This window comes from Sphingomonas sp. Leaf230 (assembly GCF_001421745.1).
GTDB lineage: Bacteria > Pseudomonadota > Alphaproteobacteria > Sphingomonadales > Sphingomonadaceae > Sphingomonas.
Genome location: NZ_LMKW01000013.1, coordinates 135,763 through 155,347 on the forward strand (window position 1 = coordinate 135,763; position 19,585 = coordinate 155,347).

Genomic DNA, 19,585 nt, shown 5'->3' on the forward strand with positions numbered 1-19,585 from the left:
CCGATGCTTGCCAGTGCAGTGGCGTGCGAGGAACTTATCCACGATATACATCTGATAAAGGAAATTTATAAGATGTAGCCGCGATCGCCGCGACTGACATGCCCGTCTTCCCCGAGCTGCTATTTTTCGTCGGTTGGAAAGAACGAACGTACGTTTCATTGTGCAGATGCAGCATAAACGCGTTGACGGGTCTCAACTTAATGGAGATGACGACGCTACCACGCGGCGGGGGCCACATGATCAGAATACGCAAAGGCTCAGGAATACAACAAAGGGCATTCGCGCCATTTTGGCATGATCTCGAACGGATCAAATCGCTATGAAGATCGCCGTCTTTGGTCTTGGTTATGTTGGACTTTCTAACGCCGTTCTTCTGGCGCAGCACAACGAAGTGGCTGCTGTCGACATTACAGCTGCGCGCGTCGAGATGCTCAACGCCCGTAAGTCACCGATTGTCGACGCCGAATTGGAGGATTTTCTCGCCACCAGGCAGCTAAACCTCACCGCGACGGTAGATGCGCGGCCGGCACTTGCCGGAGCCCACTACGTGATCGTCGCCACGCCGACAAACTACGACGCAGACACCAATAAGTTCGACACGTCCTCGGTGGAGGCCGTGATCCAAACGACGACCGATGCCAATCCGGACGCGACGATCGTGATAAAATCCACCGTCCCGGTCGGTTTCGTGAATGACGTACGAGCGCGTTTCGGCACCGACCAAGTCATCTTCAGTCCTGAATTCCTCCGTGAGGGAAGGGCACTCCACGACAACCTGCACCCCTCTCGAATCATCGTCGGCGAGCGTTCGGAGCGAGCCCGGATCTTTGCCAACCTGCTTCTGAGTGGCGCGCAGAAGAAAGATGTCGAAATCCTCTTCACCGATGCCAACGAGGCGGAGGCGATCAAGCTGTTCGCCAACACCTATCTCGCCATGCGCGTCGCCTTCTTCAACGAACTCGACAGCTATGCGATCGCTGGAGCTATGGACACGCGCCAGATTATCGACGGCATCGGCCTCGATCCACGCATTGGCAGGCATTACAACAATCCCAGCTTCGGCTATGGTGGCTATTGTCTGCCCAAGGATACGAAGCAGCTGCTGGCGAACTATTCCGAGGTGCCGCAAAACCTAATTCGCGCGATTGTCGACGCAAATCGCACCCGCAAGGACTTCTTGGCCGATCAGATAATTGCAAGGAACCCCAATAAGGTGGGAGTTTTCCGATTAGCGATGAAGGCGGATTCCGACAATTTCCGACAGTCTTCGATCCAGGGTATCATGAAGCGGGTCAAGGCCAAAGGCATTGAGGTCGTGATTTACGAACCGGCAATGGACAATAACGAATTTTTCGGTTCCGGCGTGCTTCGAGATCTCAACGCTTTTAAACAAACTTGCGACGTTATAGTGGCAAATCGTATGTCAGACGAGCTCAACGATGTGAGAGTTAAGGTTTTCACGCGCGACTTGTTTGGTTCAGATTAATATTTTGCGGACGCAAAACTAGGCCAAGGGGAAGAACGTTGAGTGATAAAAAAGTAGCTCTTATTACGGGAGTCACAGGGCAGGACGGGTCATATCTGGCTGAGTTTTTGCTTGAGAAGGGCTATGAGGTTCACGGCATCAAACGGCGGGCCTCGCTGTTCAATACGCAGCGCATCGATCACATTTACCAGGATCCGCATGCGCCGCAGCCTAACCTCAAGCTGCACTACGGCGATCTGTCGGATACATCGAACCTCACGCGCATCCTGAGCGAGGTGAAGCCAGACGAGGTCTACAACCTCGGCGCGCAGAGCCATGTCGCGGTCAGCTTCGAGGCGCCCGAATATACCGCCGACGTCGATGGCATCGGCACGTTGCGCCTGCTCGAGGCGATCCGCTTCCTGGGGATGGAGAAGACAACGCGCTTCTACCAGGCCTCGACGTCCGAGCTGTACGGTCTCGTACAGGAAACCCCGCAGAAGGAGACGACGCCGTTCTATCCGCGGTCGCCCTACGCAGTCGCCAAGCTTTATGCGTACTGGATTACGGTCAACTATCGTGAGGCCTATGGCATGTACGCCTGCAACGGCGTGCTGTTCAACCATGAGAGCCCGCGTCGCGGCGAGACGTTCGTCACCCGTAAGATCACTCGCGGTCTCGCCAACATCGCGCAGGGCCTGGAGACGGGCCTTTTCATGGGCAACATCGACTCCTTACGCGATTGGGGTCACGCCAAGGACTATGTCCGCATGCAGTGGATGATGCTGCAGCAGGAGCAGGCCGAGGATTTCGTCATCGCGACTGGTGTGCAGTATTCAGTGCGCGAATTCATCACCTGGTCGGCTGCCCACCTCGGCATCACGCTGCGGTTCGAAGGCGAAGGCGTCGACGAGGTTGGCATCGTTGACAAGGTCGAGGGCGATGATGCTCCGGCGGTCAAGGCGGGTGACATTCTCGTTCGTATCGATCCGCGCTATTTCCGCCCTGCCGAAGTGGAAACGCTCCTCGGCGATCCTACCAGGGCCAAGGACAGGCTCGGCTGGGTCCCTGAAATTACCGTGCAGGAGATGTGCCAGGAAATGGTCGCAGCCGACCTTCACACCGCTAAGCGCCATGCGCTTCTCAAGATCCATGGCTACGATATTCCCGTTTCGGTAGAAGGCTGATGGAACAACATCCCATGCGCATCTATGTGGCGGGCCATCGCGGGATGGTCGGTGGAGCGATCTCGCGCAAACTGCGCGAGCGCGGCGCCGAGGTGATCACGCGCACGCACGCCGAACTCGACCTGACAGACCAGGCGGCGGTGCGTGCTTTCTTTGTAAGCGAGAAGCCTGACGGCGTTGTGCTGGCAGCTGCCAAGGTGGGCGGCATTCACGCCAACAACACTTACCCCGCGGACTTCATCTACGAGAACCTGATGATCGAGGCGAACGCCATCCATCAGGCATACGTTGCCGGGGTGCAGCGCCTGCTGTTCCTTGGTTCCTCGTGCATTTACCCGCGCGCCGTTGAACAGCCGATGCGCGAGGACGCGCTGCTGACCGGCGTTCTCGAGCCCACCAACGAACCGTACGCGGTCGCCAAGATCGCCGGGATCAAGCTGTGCGAGAGCTATAATCGCCAGTACGGCACTGACTATCGCAGCGTGATGCCGACCAACCTTTATGGCCCGGGCGACAATTTTCACCCGGAAAACAGTCACGTGATGCCGGCCTTGATCCGCCGCTTCCACGAGGCTGCCGCGAACGGCGCCGAAGAGGTCGTGATCTGGGGTACGGGCACGCCGTACCGCGAATTCCTGCATGTCGACGACATGGCCGAAGCCTCGCTGTTCGTATTCGATCTCGACAAGGAAACGTACGAGGAGAATACGCAGCCCATGCTCAGCCACATCAACGTCGGCTATGGCGAAGACGTGACGATTGCCGACCTCGCGCACCTGGTCGCGGACGTCACCGGCTTTACCGGGCGGGTCAGCTTCGACACCTCAAAGCCAGACGGCACGATGCGTAAGTTGATGGACTCGAGCCGTCTCAACACTATGGGATGGAAAGCCCGGGTCCCGCTCGCTGAGGGTGTTCTGGAAACCTACCAATGGTTTCTCGATCATCATGTCAAAACGTCCGAGCAACGGCTTGAAGAAGGTGTTCGGGCAGTTGCAGGTTTTACAGCCCGCCTTCAGTCTTGAATCCCAAAGCGCATCGAACGAGGTTTTTTTGTGTATGAAAGCCACGGGTATCGTGTTTCCGCAGACTTCCAAAGTCGACACGCATGCGACCAGCACTGTGGCGGGGGTTCCGGCAACACGGGTGCTGGGCGTACCGATCAGCACGATTAACATGGGCGTTGCGGTCCGGACCATTCTGGACTGGGTTGAGCATCGCAATGCACAGTATGTCTGCGTGCGCGACGTCCACGGGATCATGCGCGCCCAGGAAGATCCGCCGCTGATGGCGATCCATCATGGTGCCGGTCTGATCACGCCGGACGGGATGCCTCTGGCGTGGACGCTCAAGGCACGCGGGTACCGCGATGCAGGGCGTGTCTGCGGCGCAGACCTCGTGGCGGCCTTGAGCCGCGCATCGGTGTCGGTCGGTACGCGGCATTATCTTTACGGTGGGAAACCCGGGGTAGCCGAACGCATGGCGACCACCCTAACCGAGAAGTTTCCCGGACTGCAGGTCATAGGCTCCAGCACACCGCCCTTCCGCGCACTGACACCCGAGGAAGACGAGGCAGTAGTTGCTGAGATATCCTCGATGCAGCCCGACGTTGTGTGGGTAGGCCTGTCGACGCCCAAGCAGGAGTATTGGATGCGCGATCACGTCGGCCGGATTCCTGGAGCGACGCTTATCGGCATCGGAGCAGCATTCGATTTCTATGCCGGCGACGTAAAACGCGCGCCTCGTTGGATGCACAGCAGCGGACTGGAATGGCTACATCGGCTGATCAGCGAGCCACGCCGCCTGTGGCGCCGGTATCTGGTTTTGGCTCCGAAGTTCGTTATTTTGACGTTAGGAAGTGCCCTGCATTGGAAACGGTAAAACTGCGTTAAAATATAGCGTTAATCATTAGCCAACAACTAGATGTAGAACTATTTATTTAGATGTTCGCTGATGGCCTTGATATTTAAACAATTCAGCAAGCCTACGGTTGCGGCCATCGTCCAATCTCCATCATGGTTGTAAAGATATAAGCGAGTTTGGTAATGAAACATGGCCTCCCTGAATATCAACTATTAATTAAATCAACCACAATCAGTAATAAACAACGAGGATTCTCTTCATTATTTCAGGATATTATTGACTTCGATAAACTGATAATTACTCAGAATGCCAATAATGTAAGTTTCTATTTATAGAAGATTAAACACCCCTTAATTCGAGGCCATCATGAAAAGTGTCTGTTTCATATACCCGCCTTCGTATCATTATAGGGCACCTTTTCATGAACGGCTGAGGCAGATTCTTGCGGAAAATGGCGTTAATTACGTCGTTTACTACTCAGATCTTGGCGCAAAGAATCGCTTTAAAAATGATACTGTCGATATTGAATGGGGTAAAAAGGTTCCACTCACAAGAATCAAGGGTGGAGAATATCAACATGTTCTTCGCGAGTCGACAAAACATGATCTGGTGATCGTGCAGCAGGAAAACAAACTGCTTGCAAATTATCTTTTTAACGCTGCTTCGATGCTTAGCTTGAAGAAGGTTGCATTCTTTGGTCATGGTCGCAACTTTCAATCTCGCAGGCCCGACAGCTTAGGAGAGCGACTGAAGCGATTTCTCGCCCTACGTGTCGACTGGTGGTTCGCATACACTGACGAAACTCGTATCCATGTAGAAAATTTGGGGTTCCCAGCAAACCGAATTACGGTCTTCAATAATTCAGTTGATACCTCTGAGCTTCGCGCACAGATCGCCACAGCAACCCCAAGTAGACTTTTAGCGATACAAAAGGATCTTGGCCTTTACGGCAAACATGTTGGAGTTTTTGTTGGCGGAATATATCCAGACAAACGTATGGCCTTCCTCGCGGCCGCGGCTGACCACATTCGCAGTCGGATTCCAGATTTTGAAATGATTGTTGTTGGTGGCGGTTCGGATTTGTCGGTTATAGAAAGTCTTGCAGAAAATCGTCCTTGGATCCACGTTACCGGACCGCGCTTCGGGCAAGATAAGGTCGATCTCATGCTGTTGGGCCAGGTGTTCATGATGCCCGGGCTAATAGGATTAGCAATACTCGACGCCGGGGCGGCAGGTCTTGCTATAGCAACGACTGACTTTCCATGGCACAGTCCCGAAATTGCCTATCTCGAACCAGGCGTTAGTGGCTTAAAAGTCGCCGATTGGGAGAATCCTGAAGCCTATGCGGCCGAAGTGGCGGCGCTGCTGCTTGATCGGCCGGCGCTTGACCGGATGCGCGCAGCAGCCCGGTCTATGGCTGAGCGCTATTCGATTGAAGCGATGGCGCAGAACTTCGCCAGCGGTGTGTTGAAGGCTCTTGCTTCATGACGAGCGCGCCGCTGCCCCGGATCGCGGTGCTGCTTGCCGCGCACAATCGGCGTGCTATGACCGTGCGCGCGCTCGAGTCGTTGCGATCAGCCACCGACCATTTCGATCTTACCGTCGTTCTGCTCGACGATGCCTCCACTGACGGTACTGCTGAGGCAGCGCTCGCCGCATGGCCGGGTGCGACCGTAGTCGAGGGGAATGGCGCCTGCTTCTGGAACGGGGGCATGCATAAGGCCTGGAGCTACGCGCTTGATTTGGAGGTCGACGGCTATCTGTGGCTCAACGACGATGTTGTGCTCGATGCGGATGCGATGGCGCGCCTGTCGCAGCAATGGCATGCGCAGGGCGGGGCCGGCTGCCCATTTATCCTAGTGGGCGCTACGCATGACGATGCCGGCCGCCTCAGTTACGGCGGCCAGCGCAGGATACCCAGCCCCGTTGCACTGAAGTTTGAACGCCTGCCGCTGGCGGATAAGATACAGGCTGCCGAGACTTTTAACGGTAACATCGTGATTATCAGTCAGGCGACAGTCAAGCGCATCGGCATCAACGACCCGGGCTTCCTGCACGCAATGGGTGACATCGACTATGGTCTACGCGCAAAAGCAGCGGGAATTCCTATTCTGGTGCTTCCCGGTACACTGGGGATGTGTAATGCCAATGCACCAGTCCTCTACAACCGAGGCCCGTTACGCGAACGCTGGCGCAAAATGACCTCGCATCGCGGCATCCCGCCAAAAAGCTGGTGGCTGCTGACACGACGTTACTCGGGCATTTGGCTACCGATCCATTTTCTCGCACCATACCGAAAGGTATTATTCTAATGGTCGCGGCTTCGGTATGTATAAAGGGTCAGGTTTCTCGAAGTCGCGGCGGATATTTTCCCCATATCGATGGTCTTCGGTGCCTCGCAATCGCGTCTGTGGTTGGCTACCATGCGCAATTTCCATTTCCACTTGGCGGTTTTGTTGGCGTAGATCTATTCTTCGTCATTTCCGGATTTCTCATTATTAGCGGATTGGATCGGGATCTGCAAAAGGATGGCATCCGGTTTAGGGCGTTCTATTTTCGCCGTATCCGTCGACTAATGCCTGCCTTGTTGCCAATGCTGACGTTTGTTTTGCTAGCGGGAGTAATGATTTATTCTCCGGTAGATTTGAAGACCCTCGCCGCAAGCATGCTAGCGACCATGTTATTCGCGGCGAATATATTCTTTTATACGAAGTCAGGGTATTTCGACACGGCGGCGGAAACTCGACCACTCCTTCATGCTTGGTCATTGGGTATTGAAGAGCAGTTTTACATGCTCGTTCCCTTTACCGTTTGGGCACTCTGGCGTATGTTCGGCAGCCGCTATGCTTATGCCATGGCTGCCCTGCTAATCGCATCCTTCGTCGCCGCTGTCGTGACGGTCGCCTATGCCCCCACTGCGGCATTCTACCTAATGCCTCAGCGCGCTTGGGAGTTCTTAGCAGGCGGTCTAGTTGGTATCGTTGGTCCTCAACTACCGGCTTCCCGCCGTGTTAGAGAGGTCGTCGCCGCTGTGGGGCTGTCCTCGATTGTTGGCTCCATCCTATTTTATTCTGCTACCATGAGTTTCCCTGGAGCAACCGCCGCATTGCCGGTTCTAGGTGGTGTTACCACGATCTGGGCCGATCTTCATGGGCGCACCGCAACTGGTCGATTACTTGCAAGCAGGCCGTTCATTTGGCTTGGTGGATTATCATATGCGCTATATCTCTGGCACTGGCCAATTTTGGTGTTCGGTCGTCATTTGGTGGGAGGCGACGTATCGCTGCCGGGGCGATTGGGGTTGGTCGGCTTATCCGTCGCCGTGGCTTGGATTTCGACACGCCTTCTCGAAGACCGAGCGCAACGCAGTTTTTCGTTTTCTCGCCCTCTGAGACTTCTCGCGCCGACCGCAGCGGGCGTAGTACTGCTGATGGCCTGCGCTGGCGTAATTTTCATATCAGGCGGCTGGTCACAGCGTCGATCCTCTGAGCACTGGCACATGATCGAGCGAGATACTTGGAGCAATCCAGATCGCGAGACTTGCTTCGTGGGCACTACCAGCTCGCCTAGAGCGCGCACCATTGCGGATATCGAGGCAGGTCGAGTATGTCATATGGGAGCACCGGGTAAGCAAGTGCAGTACTTGCTTTGGGGAGATTCGCACGCAGAGGCGCTACGCAATGCGTTTGACATTGCCGGACGCAAGACGCACCTTGCGGGAGCTTATGTGGGTGAAGGAGGCTGTCCACCGATACTCGGTATTGACGATGTTTCGCGGGGCTCCGATTTCCATTGCAAAGATACCAACCGGGCGGTGGTAGATTTCATTAAACGAGAACATATCACCATCGTGGTTATGCACAGCCGCTGGATTGGCGTTTTTGTTCATGACTTCGTTGTGCCAAATAATAAAGGCCAAGTGATTCATGGTGATGACCGCGTGGCAATGGCGCAGCAACTCATGCGAACTATCGGTGAATTAAAGAAGATTGGTGTCACAACGTTGTTAGTCGGACCTATGGTCGAACCAGGCTACGACGTGCCCGGGGCCATTGTTGGCCCAGCCTGTTGCAGTAGCGCGCCGCGGCAGCTCTACGTACGATCGCATTGGTTGCATTCGGCGGAAGCGATCAACCGCCTACTCAAGCCGATGGCGAATGCGCACGGCATCCCTTACGCTGATCCGCTACTAACATACTGCGCGGATAATAAGTGCCCAGCGAACCGGGGGACGTTGCCGCTGTTTTACGACTATCGCCATGTGAGCAATTTCGGCGCGGCGCTATTCGCTCACGAAGCGGCTCAACTTCTTTTAGCTGGGAAAACACAGCATGAGCTTTTTCAGAAGCATCGCTAAGCGACTAGCTGTTACCGGGATGTTAGGCACGGCCGCATGCGGCGCGCCAGTCCCGGCGCCGGCGCAAGTGGGGCCGGCTAACACGCTAATGGCTAATCCTCGGGCGGTTTCAAATTCGGCACTGGTGAACGTAACCAAGTCTTCTACCGGTGCGATCTCTTATGCCGTCACAAGCGGTCAAGTAGGTGGCGCATTCTTAAAGCGCCTTGCAATCCATCGCGTCGGTTTAATTCGGCTTGTTACCAATCCTATACCCCTGTTGTCGGATGATCGAGGTACGCGCGTAGCCTCGACGGCGCAGATTCTAAAAGTAGTAGATACGATCCGCGCCGCAGGGCTCCGTGTTATTGTCGACCTGCATACTTGGCCGCCCGGCGATCCGGCCCGTCAATCGGCCGCGCTGGTTAACGACGTAAGCCAGCGGGAGCGCTTTTCTCGCGCGCTGTTGGAAATTGCCCCGCAGCTGCAGGTCAGGCCGGCAGGAAGCATCGGGCTAGAGCTACTGAACGAGCCAGCCTGCAAGTTCATGGATGGGACGCAGTGGCCCGAGTTACAATTGCAAATTTACCGCGCCTTGCGGCGAGAAGCTCCCACGCTGCCGTTGATTCTCAAGGGGTGCAACGATGGCATAAACGATCTTATGGAGCTCGACGTTGCCCAGTATCGCAATGATCCCAACGTTATTTTTTCGTTCCATTTCTACGAGCCTTTCATTTTCACGCACCAAGCTACCTACTATCGCGGTTCTGCTTTCCGTGGAGTCCCCTTTCCCGCGACACCACAGAAACTCGCGCCAAAGATGATCACGAGCCTGTCCAAATATTTTGCGATGCCAGCCAAGCAGATTATGCCGGGATCCTTAACCGAACTAGAAGCTTATTTGCGCGACAATAGGAGCCCCGAATGGTACGCGCAGGGAATTAGCCAAGTTGGGGTATGGGCCGATAGCGAAGGTATCGCTCGTCGGCGAATCTTGGTGGGCGAGTTCGGAGTGACGCTGAAGAGTAGCCCCGATACACAAAAGATCTTACCTGACGTCGTACGATGGTTGCAAATGGTTAGTCACAGTTCACAGCGCGAAGGCTTTGCATATGCACTATGGCCGCCTGTGCGTCCGGGAGACGCCTATATCGATACGGCGACAAATTTTCCGCGTCAGGACGTGATGCGCGCGTTAGGATGGCGGCCTCGATAAGGTATTACTGATTCCAATAGCGCAATTCAATTATGTCAAACCCTTAGAGTTGGGATAATAAGCCGTTGAAAATTGTCATGCCGGATCCGGTGGGCCGCGGCGCGGGTCTCGGCAACGAACTTATTGTATGGGCTAAGTGTATTATTGCCGGACACATCCTAAACGCCAATGCGCTTCACCCCGCTTGGGGAGCCAATGCGCGTGGCTACCACAGATTTTTCGGCACTTCCCGACTCGATTTCGTTGCCTATCGGATGCTTAAAAAGGTGATGCCGACCTTGCGCTTTGACGAAGCGGCTTACTATGCGCATGGCGGCGGCGACTACGGCCAAGCGTTACAGGCATTTGCTGTCACGAACAAACTAGAGAGCCGATCGCACTACCTATTGCTGGTCGACGGCCTATGGGGCGGACTGGATATGCTATCGAATGCCCGACTGCCGTTGCTCGCCCACCTGCTTTCCTCGCGCAGCACGGCCAGCAACCTTTACGCTCTGGATGCTGCCATTCCAAGAGACCGCCTGCGCGTTGCTATGCATGTCCGTCGTGGGGATTTCAACGCGCCACAAAGTGGTTCGGCTGTTCGGGGAAAGTTCAATGTGGCTTTACCAATGGACTGGTATTTAGCGGTTATGCGTAACTTAGTTGAATATTTCGGCAATCACGTTCATTTTCTTATCGTATCCGATGCGCCTGAAGAAGACTTGTCTATTTTTTATTCAGTTAGCGGCAATGTCGTCACCACGAAATATCAAAATATGACTGACATATCAGACATGCTAGCGCTGACCTACAGCGATTTCGTAGTTTGCTCGGTATCGAGTTTCAGCATTTGGGCAGTATTTCTATCTAGTGCTCGGTATGGCTGGTATGAACCACATCTGGAACCGCTGGGCGGGGTCGGCGCAGTATGGGGAAGTGAACCCTTACAACGTGCCGAAGGCAGCCTGACCAGCGCCGCGGCCGCGTTTTTTGCTCAGACAGAAAATGCCGAAGAGAAATGGAAGTTTCGCGGTATTCCAATCGGAGACGATGGTATCTGTCCCAATTACTTACTAGAAGATCTGGCGGCGTGCCTAGCGCTCAAACAACGTAGCAGCGACCTAATTCGTTACGGCATAGCTCCGCTACGTAGGCGTTAGAAAATGTCTTTGGCAGAACCGAGGACGCCGACAGCGGGGGGAGTGCCGTTCGCGAGCCGTCCTCGACCACGCCAAGGATATTATTTTGCAGTTGATAAGAGTTGGTCAGTTTGGCTATGAATCAGACTGTTCAGCAAAAGATTCGTAATAGCGCGAAGGTTACTTTCCTAGGTACTATTGCGAACGGCATTCTTCAAGTTATTGGTCTTACGGTGTTATCCCGTTTACTGTCCCCTGCTGACTATGGCGTCTTTGCGATCTCGCTTTCGTTGAACGCGGTGACCTTGCAGTTTGCAGCATCCGCTACGGAGCGCGCCCTTCTTCTGCTTGAAAGTAGCAATGATGCTGAACGAGCGTTTGCGCCGGTCATATCAATCGTGGCAATTGCCGCATTGCTCCCGCTAATCGGATACACACTAGCGGATAGTTTCGGGTACAAAGGGTTATCTTTCTCTATTACATGTATGCTGATTTTGACTCAGGCAGTCAATGCACTAGCGATTGTTCCTCGGGCCATGCTTCGGAGAGATATCCGTTTCGGGAGAATTGTCGCTGGCGAGTTTTCGGGGCAGTTGCTGGGGCAGCTTTGCCTCTCAATGCTCCTGGCTTACTTAGGCTTTGGCGCAATCTCGCTCGCTTGGGGACAGCTTCTTTCAGTAGTAATAATCACGGCGGTTATTATCAGCAGTCAGCCGCTAAGTTTGTTCTGCTGGCGGATGGAGGGATTTGGTCGTATTTGGAAGTTGTTCCGCTCGATAGGATCAGTTTCGGGACTTGAAATGATGGCGGTTCAATCACCCCCGTTTCTTCTCGGTTCGGTGTTCGGGGTGGTGACGACCGGCCTTTTCAACCGTGCCAATGCTATCATTGGCCTTCCGCTGCAACTGGCCACAAATTCCATCTCGCGGGTTTTGATCTCAGGCTTTTCGCTATCGATCCGTGACCAGAGCGCATTGCGGAATACGTTTCTGGGCCAGCTTCGCCTGATAGCTGTCATATGCTTCCCCGTCGCTGTCGGAATCGCTGCCAGCTCCGCTTCATTTACCGCGGTAGTATTGGGATCAAAATGGTTGGCTGTGGGGCCCATGGTTGTACCAGTCGCTTTGTTCTCGGCCTTCAGCTTGATGTGTGTGCTAACCGGGACGTTAGCAGACGCTGCACATCGATTTCGGGAAAAGATGGCGATCCAATTAATTGACAACGTTGCGGCGGTGCTAGCTATCGTTGGATTTGGCCAGATCGGTGCCAGTGCAGCGCTCTATGGGCTCGCGGCGACGGCGCTCGCTCGCTTCGGACTTTCGCTCTGGCTGTCGCGGACAATCATCGAGTCGAGTTGGCAGGCGATAGGCCGCGCTCTAATGCCTTCCATTGCGTCCGCGGGAGTGGTTTTCGTTTCGGCTAGCACTGTGGGTTGGCTGCTCACGGGGTACACGATGTTTGTGGTTTTGACCGGTCAGGTCGCTATATGCGGCGTATCGCTTGTAATCACGCTCTTAGTAGTCGATCGAGACATGGTGTTCCAAGTGCTGGGTACTCAGCGAGGTCGCCCTGCATCGCAGTAAGCAGCCAGCGCGGTGTAAGAGATGGCAGTCGAAAAAAATGAAGATTTTGATCTCCGGACCCTCGATGACCTCGGCAGTTGCCGATGCCACCGGCATCGATCTGACTGACTTGCCGCGAGGCACCGTGCAGACCCCGATTGCCCCACTGGCGGCTGCCTTGATCTCCGCCGGACATAACGTACACATAGTCACGCTCGATCCCTTAATCGACGAGGTGCAATCTTTCGAGCGCGAAGGTTTGTGTGTTACTTTTTGCCCATTGCGGGGCGCCCCTCGGTTCAAAGCGCGCCATCGGATGAAAGATCTTTTCGCCGCAGAGATTGCTCACCTTTCAAGTGTAATAGCGCGAAGCGATGCGGATATCGTGCACGCACACTGGACTTACGAGCATGCCGAAGCAGCGCTGCGTAGTGGCAAGCCCTATCTTATCACGATGCATGATCTTGGCTGGGATTATCTACTTAAGTTTCGAGACACCTACCGCCTAATGCGGCTGATAATGAAGTACCGGGTAATGGTACGTGTCCGAAATTTAACAGTGGTAGGTGAGTTCATGCTGAATAAGGCGTGGCAGTATGGATTCCGTGGCAAAGCCCATCTCGTACCTAATCCGATTGGTCCTGCAAACTGGCAGCCCAAATCGCTAGATACGCCTATTTTTGTAGCGGTCGGTAATCCAAACACCATCAAGAACATTACTTCGGCAATTGCCGCTTTTGATGTGATTCGCCAAATCAATCCTATAGCCGAGTTGCATCTATTTGGACCAGGATTAGACGAGAGCTATATGCCCGCGCATGGTCGCCGGGGCGTGATAGCTCACGGTAACGTCGAGCACCGTGAGTTAATGCATTTTTTGGCCAGACATGCCACAGTTCTGATCCACCCCTCGCGGCTTGAAACTTTTGGCGTGATTATAGCCGAGGCGAAGATGCGTGGAGTGCCTGCAATCGCCGGTATCAAATCCGGGGGCACATTAGATGCGATCGGTGAGGTTGGGGTGTTATGTGATGTTGAAGACTCAGCGTCGATTGCGCAAGCGGCACAGGACATTATCTCAGATCAAGTACGCTATTATGATCTACAAAAAGCTTCGCACGAGGATGTAAAGGCGCGATTCTCAGCAACAAACGTTGCGGCGTCGTACATCGGAATATATCAAAATATATTGTGCAATCATAAGTGATTGTTGAGCGATGTCATGATGAAGCGGAAATCGTTTTCAAATCGCATTGGGTTGAAATGAGATAATGTCCAAGATAGTTGGTTCCATACCGCCGCTTGTCTGGCAAATTATCATTTTCTTGATTATTTTTTCGTCAAGCGCCGCTGGATATTATTCTGGGCAAAATTACGCTGATTTTATGAATAGAGGTTGGTATACCCAAGCTTCTGATAGTGATCTTGCGAATCCTCTAACTGTACTGGGCACAATTGGATCTGTTGCCTGCGCGTTTGTCTTAGTGTTGAGATTTCCATTCAAGCCCGCGCCTATATTGTTGATGTTATTGCCCGTTTTAAGTTGGCTGATTATTTCATCAGCCTGGTCCAATACTATCAGCTCAACGGCTGTTCTAACGTTAAAGGCGGTTATTTATGTCAATGCCTTAGATTGCGCACTGAGACAGCTTGACGCTAAATCTGCTTTTAGAGCATTCTCGTGGTCGATTTCTGCCATTCTGTTGATTAGCTTAGCACTTTGCATCAGTGATCCGGTATTTCGTATTTCAATCGGCGCAGATGGTTGGCGCGGGCTGTTTACCCAAAAAAACCGTTTATCCTCCTTTTGCCTTTTCTCGATACCGGTTCTAATGTTTGGCATGCGTCTTACTCCAATATCCTCCTTGTTTACTCTAATTTTGACAGCTTTTATGCTTGTAATGTCGCAAGGGAAAGCTGCCATTGCGATTATTGGCGCTGCGGCCATCATTCTGTTTGCAGTAAATATGTCATGGCGTGGCCGTGGAGAGGCAAAAACAACACTGCTGGTTACCTGCATATTATTTGCGTTTACATTTATAGTAATATCTTCAGCACTTATATACCAAGTAAATCTTGGTTTAATTGATTTTACTGGGCGAGCAAGAATTTGGTCGTGGTTTTTAGACGATTTGGGTAAAGATATATTCTTTGGAAAGGGCGGCTTGACAGCAGCTCAAGACCCTATTTTTGTTCAAAGAGCTGAAAGTAGTGGAATGCCTTCTACTTCTGATAGTTCTTACATTATGATATTGTACAATAATGGAATTGTTGGGATATTTCTATTTTTTGCGACCGCCGTTGGAATTTGTGTTTCATCAATAAATAAAAATTCTAGGCACTTTATATATCCAATAATTTCGGTCTTTTGTTATATTATTTTCGCAGCAACAGAGTCTGACACGAGGTTTCTTCCGTACTATTCGACATATTCTTTATTGGCTCTTTTTTCTATTGCGGCTAAATTAAGGCAGCGCGATCAGATGGAATTGAATGCCTAAGTTTTGCACTTACTTAATTTCTCGGGGGACGCCTATTAACGTCCCTGCAACGCAGGCTGCGTAATCCCAGCAGTGTGAAATTGGCTCAAAAATCGAGCGTTTGTGGGCCGTATCCGATCAGCGCCACGGTCGGTCCCGATCTGTCCGTTTTCCCATCGATTTGTATTCTTGTCCGAGTCGCTATCGCAGGTCCAGCGTTGACAGACATGTTCATGCTGGCCGCCAGAGGACCGTCTGACGGACAGGGCTCCGAGGACCGTCGCGTACCCCACATCGCCTGTTCTGCCGTCGCGGCGGGCAGGCATTGGGGGCACGGATCACTGCTTCGAGCAGTGGCGGCACCCGGGGGGCGATCCGTTCGAGGACGTGACCTTCCGCTATGCCGGGCAAGCCCGCCCGCTCTACCAGCATCTGACCGTCACAATTCCGGCCGGGCAGTGCGTCGGTTTGGTCAGGCCGGGCAGTACCTGCTTGGTGAAGCTGATCCAGCGGCTCTACGACGTCGATGGTGGTCGCGTGACGATCGACGGGCAGGACGTTCTCTCGCAACGCAGGGGTCGGTACGTCGGCAGGTCGCAATCGTGCCGCAGGAGCCAGTGCTGTTCCACCGCACGCTGGCCGAGAATATCGGCTATGTGCGCCCAGACGCGAGCCACGCGGAGATCGAGCAGGCGGCCGGGCTTGCCAACCCACATGATTTCATCGTGGCGCTGCCGAAGCCTATCGCCCGCTTGTCGGCGAACGGGGTATGAAGCTGTCGGGCGGTGAACGCCAGCGGGTAGCAATCGCTCATGCCTTCCTGGTCAATGCCCGGATCCTGATCCTGGATGAGGCGACTTCCAGTATCGACTCCGTATCCGAGGCCGCGATCCAGTAGGCGATGGAGCGGCTAATGGTCGGCCGCTCCGCGATCGTCATCGCGCACCGACTCTACACCGTCCGCGAGCTCGACCGAATTCTCGTGTTCGCAGCGGGGCGGATCGTGGAGGACGGCTCGCACGATCGTCTGCTGGCGATCGATGACGGGCACTATCGTCGCCTATTCGAGCGACAGCCGGAGCAGCGACGCCGGAAACCGCCTGACCCACACAACTGCGCAACGGCAGTCATAAGGTAGTAGCAAGAATGGAGCAACTCCGGCCTACGCCTGTGCCGTCGGGGGAGGAAAGAAGGTAAGAGGAAGGCATGACAAGGTAATAGCGATGAAGCAGGATGGGTGGTGTATGACACCACGTTCTGCTATCGCAGACCTGCTCCGCGCCGTGGGCTTGTCGCAGGAGGGTAGAGTGGCGGATCAGACCCCCGATCAACCGAAGCGAAAGCCGCGTTTGAGCCGTGCACGCCGCGCCGATAGCGGCAAAAAAATCGTCTTCCGCGTCAGCAACGAGGAATGGGATACGCTTCATCTCGAGGCGGGCGACATCGGTATTTCCACGCTTGTCCGGGCACGTGTGTTCGGCGGGGGTATTCGCAGCCGCGACGGACTGCGCAGAATCGCCGCCCTGCATCTGATCGGGCGCCGCCTGCAGATGCTGACCGAGCATCCTGGCATGGACGTTGGGCAGACCGCCGCTGCGCTCACCGAAGTCCGCACGGCCATCGCGCGGCTATCCAAGGACATTCCCAGCGCGGATGCGGACGATGACACGGTGTCATGATCGTCAAGAAAATCCCCGCCCGGCCTGCAGGCAGGAATGCCACCATCGAGCGCGCGACACATGCGCGGCGGCTGGTCGATTACCTAAGGCTGCCCGACAAGGAAAGCGCAGAGCGGGCGCATCTGGTTGAATATATGCTGAGCCAGAAACTCGCCGACCCGTCGACAGAACGCCTGTTCCACATCGGCGCCAGAGGTTTCGTTAGCAAAACGATCGAAGGACAACGTGCCGAAATGATCGCCGTTGCCCAGGAGGCCCGCCGTAGCCCCAACCCTGTCGACCATTGGTTGCTGAGTTGGCGTGAGGATGAACTCCCCACACCCGATCAGGTTGATGCGGTGGTTGCGCTGTTCGTCGAACATCTGGACGTTGCCGACCAGCCCTGCATCTACGCCTGCCACGGCGATACCCGTAACCGTCATGTTCATCTCGCCTTGAACCGATACGATTGCGCCACACGTCGGATGATCGAGATAAACGACGGCTTTACACTGGAGGCAGCCCACCAAGCGGTCGCACTCATCGTCGATCGGTTCGGATGGCAGGCCGAGAAAGATGCCCGATACGAAGTTGGGAACGGCCGTCCGGTCCTGACCGCAAGTGCGCTTGCACGCATCGAGGACGGTCGGGAATCGATCCGCCCGGCCGCAGCCGCTTTCGAGAATCGGACCGGCTATCGCTCGGCGCAGCGGATCGCGCAGGATGACGCGCTGCCGAGAATCAGGGCGGCAAGGTCCTGGGCCGAGCTTCACGCTTCGCTTGCAGGCGTCGGCACCACCTATGACCTGACAGGCACCAATGGTGTGACGATCGGTGTCGGTAATGAGCGGGTAAAGGCATCGATCGTAGATCGGGCCATCACTCGCACGCGGCTGGAAAAACGACTTGGTGGGTTCCAACCCCGTGATGCGGCGATCCCGCTCGTTACCAGATTGGTTGATGACGACCGTTTTACAGAGGCGTTGCGCGCCGAGGAATATCGTGCGGCGTGCGAACAGTGGCGAAAGCTTCAGGATGACAAGCGCAAGGCCCGTGCAGGGCGCACCACGGAGATTGGCAAGCCCGTGACCGCGACGACCATCGCGCGGGCGGCGGCCCGGGAACAGGCGTCGGCGAAAGCGGGCAAGGTCAAGCGGCCTCCTCCTGACCTGCAGAGCTTTTACTATGCGCACGGCGAAGGGGTCTTGGCAGAGCGATGGCCGCATCGACACCGGGTGAGCGGCTTCCCGTCGCTACACGGTGGACGGCGCGCCGGCGCGGTTTCTACGCATGTGATCGAAGGCTATACGGGCTATCCTTGCGCCGATGGCATGCGGTATGCGCGAGGGCCCCAAGCCCCAACAGCCTTTCTCGATCGCGGCCCGCGCATCGACGTAATCGCCGATGATGATGCGGCACTGTTAGGCGCGCTCAGGCTGGCTGCCTGGAATTTCGATGGCAAGGTGTCGGTTAGCGGCAGCGCTGCTTTCCGCGAACGGGTATATACTCTGGCGAAAGCCCACGGATTGAGCGGGGTTTTGAACGACCCCGACTTTGTCAGGCGCCGTGCGGTCGAAGTCAGCCACCACCTCAAGAACCAAGCCGTCTCGGTAGTGGACTCGGCGGTAGCGATTGCCAGCATCTTGCCGCCGACAGACACGGATCTCGATTTAGATACAATTCCAGCTGCGCAAAACACTAGACGTCGCCCTGACGGTCCTGATGAAAGCGGCCCTCCAATACCGCGCATGTCTCAACGAGCCGCATCCGAACCTGCCGCCGAAAGAAAGCGTTCCCGAGAGAGGTCCACACGTGATGTTGCCGGTCCAAAACCTGGAGGGCTTTTCGATCTCGCGAGCAATGTCGAAAAGCCAGAAAACGAGGCCAAGGCAAAAGGGCCGACGGACACGGAAGCACAATTTCCGGTCGGTCCGCCTGGCAAGGGTCACAGCGAGGGTCGCTGACTATCCTGTAACGGCCAGAGCCGTTTGGCTCTATTCGCCGACAAGGGCCCGCAGGCGGTCGCGATCGAGGCCCGGATCGCGCGAAAGATGAAACGCGGCAGCGAAATAGATCGCGATAATCCGTTCGGCTATAACGAACGGGTCACCCTTGCCGCGTAGCGAGCTGTTCGGAACTTCGACGGTCGCGAAATGATCTCGGACGACGTCCCAGGATCGATCGATCTGCTCGGCAAGAGCACGATGCCGGCCTTGGCGAAGCCCCGCAAACGCTGCGATCTGAGTCACGAGACCAGCGAGCATCGCGCTTTCGTACAGTTGTCCGGTAGCTACGGTGAACACGCTCATCGACGGTTTATGGTCGATAGCGCTGAACGCCTTGAGCAAATGTACAAACGCCATCTCGATCACTTTTTCGTGCAAACCCGACATGCCGCCAAACAGCGCGCACACAGTCGTAGCGGAAACGCCGGATGCCAGAGCGACGCTCCGGGCGGACAAGCCGCCAAAACCGTCGTGGACCGAAAGGGTCACGGCGGCCTCGAGGATGCGTTCGCGGGTCGCATCGGGATCGGCAGAGTTCGGGCGTGCCATGGTATGACGCTAGACTTCCGTACAACCGTGCGCAAGCTTCGCCTGCCTGCGAGCGGGCGACTGCAGAACGGTAGAACAGCTAGATTCGAGGTCAGTGAGGGGTGGGCTTGAGCCCCGAAGTTCAGATGAAAACAGGGAGGGC

Annotated in this window: 18 protein-coding genes; 17 read left to right on the top strand and 1 reads right to left on the bottom strand. The window is 55.0% G+C overall.

Features of this window, described 5'->3' with window-relative positions; all coding sequences use genetic code 11:
• Window positions 1-319: 319 nt before the first annotated feature.
• The 17 genes from ASE82_RS17755 (at window position 320) to ASE82_RS17825 (ending at window position 18,852) form a co-directional block, all read left to right on the top strand.
• Entirely contained in the window at window positions 320-1,486 is a 1,167-nt protein-coding gene (locus ASE82_RS17755; RefSeq protein ID WP_056066475.1) for a nucleotide sugar dehydrogenase, read from the top strand.
• A gap of 38 nt (window positions 1,487-1,524) precedes the next feature.
• A complete protein-coding gene (gene gmd / locus ASE82_RS17760; RefSeq protein ID WP_056066478.1) occupies window positions 1,525-2,652 on the top strand; it encodes a GDP-mannose 4,6-dehydratase in 1,128 nt (375 codons plus the stop codon).
• 14 nt (window positions 2,653-2,666) lie between these two features.
• A complete protein-coding gene (gene fcl, locus ASE82_RS17765; protein WP_082441689.1) occupies window positions 2,667-3,677 on the top strand; it encodes a GDP-L-fucose synthase in 1,011 nt (336 codons plus the stop codon).
• Complete coding sequence (locus ASE82_RS17770; RefSeq protein ID WP_235524790.1) at window positions 3,634-4,533, top strand: WecB/TagA/CpsF family glycosyltransferase; 900 nt, start codon at window positions 3,634-3,636, stop codon at window positions 4,531-4,533. Before fcl ends, ASE82_RS17770 begins: the two co-directional genes overlap by 44 nt.
• A 348-nt stretch (window positions 4,534-4,881) precedes the next feature.
• Window positions 4,882-6,003, top strand: coding sequence for a glycosyltransferase family 4 protein (locus tag ASE82_RS19105; protein WP_082441693.1), 1,122 nt, complete (start codon window positions 4,882-4,884; stop codon window positions 6,001-6,003).
• Window positions 6,000-6,827, top strand: coding sequence for a glycosyltransferase family 2 protein (locus tag ASE82_RS17790; protein WP_056066489.1), 828 nt, complete (start codon window positions 6,000-6,002; stop codon window positions 6,825-6,827). The genes ASE82_RS19105 and ASE82_RS17790 overlap by 4 nt, the downstream gene beginning before the upstream one ends.
• Window positions 6,749-8,872, top strand: coding sequence for an acyltransferase family protein (locus ASE82_RS19110; RefSeq protein WP_156348946.1), 2,124 nt, complete (start codon window positions 6,749-6,751; stop codon window positions 8,870-8,872). The genes ASE82_RS17790 and ASE82_RS19110 overlap by 79 nt, the downstream gene beginning before the upstream one ends.
• Before the next feature lie 124 nt (window positions 8,873-8,996).
• Window positions 8,997-10,067, top strand: coding sequence for a glycoside hydrolase family 5 protein (locus ASE82_RS19115; protein WP_162236763.1), 1,071 nt, complete (start codon window positions 8,997-8,999; stop codon window positions 10,065-10,067).
• A gap of 65 nt (window positions 10,068-10,132) precedes the next feature.
• Complete coding sequence (locus ASE82_RS19585) at window positions 10,133-11,209, top strand: hypothetical protein (protein ID WP_156348947.1); 1,077 nt, start codon at window positions 10,133-10,135, stop codon at window positions 11,207-11,209.
• Window positions 11,210-11,325: 116 nt separating this feature from the next.
• A complete protein-coding gene (locus ASE82_RS17805) occupies window positions 11,326-12,771 on the top strand; it encodes an oligosaccharide flippase family protein (RefSeq protein WP_156348948.1) in 1,446 nt (481 codons plus the stop codon).
• A 37-nt stretch (window positions 12,772-12,808) separates the two neighbouring features.
• Window positions 12,809-13,957 (top strand): glycosyltransferase family 4 protein, encoded by a 1,149-nt coding sequence (locus ASE82_RS19120; protein ID WP_082441699.1) that lies wholly within the window; start codon window positions 12,809-12,811, stop codon window positions 13,955-13,957.
• Between the two features lie 64 nt (window positions 13,958-14,021).
• Window positions 14,022-15,251 carry an O-antigen ligase family protein gene (locus ASE82_RS19590; protein ID WP_156348949.1) on the top strand — a complete coding sequence of 410 codons (1,230 nt, stop codon included), beginning with the start codon at window positions 14,022-14,024 and terminating at the stop codon, window positions 15,249-15,251.
• 581 nt (window positions 15,252-15,832) lie between these two features.
• Window positions 15,833-16,003, top strand: a complete 171-nt coding sequence (locus tag ASE82_RS20185; protein ID WP_235524785.1) for a hypothetical protein — start codon at window positions 15,833-15,835, stop codon at window positions 16,001-16,003.
• Window positions 16,000-16,128, top strand: coding sequence for an ATP-binding cassette domain-containing protein (locus ASE82_RS20190; RefSeq protein ID WP_235524786.1), 129 nt, complete (start codon window positions 16,000-16,002; stop codon window positions 16,126-16,128). The genes ASE82_RS20185 and ASE82_RS20190 overlap by 4 nt, the downstream gene beginning before the upstream one ends.
• 15 nt (window positions 16,129-16,143) lie before the next feature.
• On the top strand, window positions 16,144-16,368 hold the full coding sequence (locus ASE82_RS20195) for a hypothetical protein (RefSeq protein ID WP_056066501.1): 225 nt from the start codon (window positions 16,144-16,146) through the stop codon (window positions 16,366-16,368).
• 169 nt (window positions 16,369-16,537) lie between these two features.
• A complete protein-coding gene (locus ASE82_RS17815) occupies window positions 16,538-16,909 on the top strand; it encodes a hypothetical protein (protein ID WP_156348950.1) in 372 nt (123 codons plus the stop codon).
• Window positions 16,906-18,852 carry a relaxase/mobilization nuclease domain-containing protein gene (locus ASE82_RS17825; protein WP_082441701.1) on the top strand — a complete coding sequence of 649 codons (1,947 nt, stop codon included), beginning with the start codon at window positions 16,906-16,908 and terminating at the stop codon, window positions 18,850-18,852. The genes ASE82_RS17815 and ASE82_RS17825 overlap by 4 nt, the downstream gene beginning before the upstream one ends.
• 30 nt (window positions 18,853-18,882) lie before the next feature.
• Here the strand turns inward: ASE82_RS17825 and ASE82_RS17830 are convergent, their stop codons facing one another.
• Window positions 18,883-19,443: a TetR/AcrR family transcriptional regulator gene (locus tag ASE82_RS17830; protein WP_056066512.1), complete on the bottom strand. Its 561-nt coding sequence runs from the start codon at window positions 19,441-19,443 to the stop codon at window positions 18,883-18,885.
• Window positions 19,444-19,585 lie beyond the last annotated feature (142 nt).

Coding starts and splice junctions, on each gene's coding strand:
- ASE82_RS19590 (WP_156348949.1), top strand. CDS start 14,022: ATGTCCAAGATAGTTGGTTCCATACCGCCGCTTGTCTGGCAAATTATC.
- fcl (WP_082441689.1), top strand. CDS start 2,667: ATGCGCATCTATGTGGCGGGCCATCGCGGGATGGTCGGTGGAGCGATC.
- ASE82_RS19105 (WP_082441693.1), top strand. CDS start 4,882: ATGAAAAGTGTCTGTTTCATATACCCGCCTTCGTATCATTATAGGGCA.
- ASE82_RS17755 (WP_056066475.1), top strand. CDS start 320: ATGAAGATCGCCGTCTTTGGTCTTGGTTATGTTGGACTTTCTAACGCC.
- ASE82_RS17790 (WP_056066489.1), top strand. CDS start 6,000: ATGACGAGCGCGCCGCTGCCCCGGATCGCGGTGCTGCTTGCCGCGCAC.
- ASE82_RS20190 (WP_235524786.1), top strand. CDS start 16,000: ATGAAGCTGTCGGGCGGTGAACGCCAGCGGGTAGCAATCGCTCATGCC.
- ASE82_RS17830 (WP_056066512.1), bottom strand. CDS start 19,443: ATGGCACGCCCGAACTCTGCCGATCCCGATGCGACCCGCGAACGCATC.
- ASE82_RS17805 (WP_156348948.1), top strand. CDS start 11,326: ATGAATCAGACTGTTCAGCAAAAGATTCGTAATAGCGCGAAGGTTACT.
- ASE82_RS19120 (WP_082441699.1), top strand. CDS start 12,809: ATGAAGATTTTGATCTCCGGACCCTCGATGACCTCGGCAGTTGCCGAT.
- ASE82_RS17825 (WP_082441701.1), top strand. CDS start 16,906: ATGATCGTCAAGAAAATCCCCGCCCGGCCTGCAGGCAGGAATGCCACC.
- ASE82_RS20195 (WP_056066501.1), top strand. CDS start 16,144: ATGGTCGGCCGCTCCGCGATCGTCATCGCGCACCGACTCTACACCGTC.